A 636-nucleotide genomic window follows, 5' to 3' on the forward strand; every position below is an offset into this window, starting at 1 on the left:
GGCCAGGGCAACGGCGGCGACCCGTGCCGCTTCGACGGCAGCGGCTTTGGCAGCCTTCGCCTTCTCTGCCGGGCTGAGCGTGGGTGCCGGCTGCGTCGGGTCGACTGTCATGTCCGCGTCCTCCATGAACGTGTGCTGATGCTGAACTGGCTCGATCTCCACCGCAAACCCTAGTGGCATCGCAGCTCGCACTAGTGTGGTGCGAGTGCAGGACAAACTCGTGTGGATCGATTGTGAAATGACCGGCTTGGACCTGAGCAAGGACAAGCTGATCGAAATTGCGGCGCTGGTGACCGACAGTGAGCTCAACATCCTCGGGGAGGGTGTCGACATCGTCATCCACGCCGACGACGACGCGTTGGCGAACATGCCTGCCGTCGTCACCGACATGCACGCCAAATCGGGCTTGACCGACGAGGTGCGCGCGTCGAAGGTGACGCTGGAGGAAGCCGAGCAGCGCGTGCTGGCGTACATCAAGGAGCACGTCCCGGTGGCCGGGACCGTTCCACTCGCGGGAAACTCGATCGGGACCGATCGTGGATTCATCTCTCGCGACATGACCGCGCTCGACACCTACCTCCACTACCGAATGATCGACGTCAGCTCGATCAAGGAACTCTCCCGACGGTGGTACCC

General features: G+C 62.9%; 1 protein-coding gene. It reads left to right on the plus strand.

Going from position 1 to position 636, the window contains the following annotated elements; genetic code table 11:
• Positions 1–205: 205 nt before the first annotated feature.
• On the plus strand, positions 206–636 hold a 431-nt coding region (gene orn, locus RHBS_RS28390; RefSeq protein WP_128646956.1), incomplete at its 3' end, for an oligoribonuclease.

Source organism: Rhodococcus sp. BS-15 (genome assembly GCF_000813105.1).
Lineage (GTDB): Bacteria > Actinomycetota > Actinomycetes > Mycobacteriales > Mycobacteriaceae > Rhodococcoides.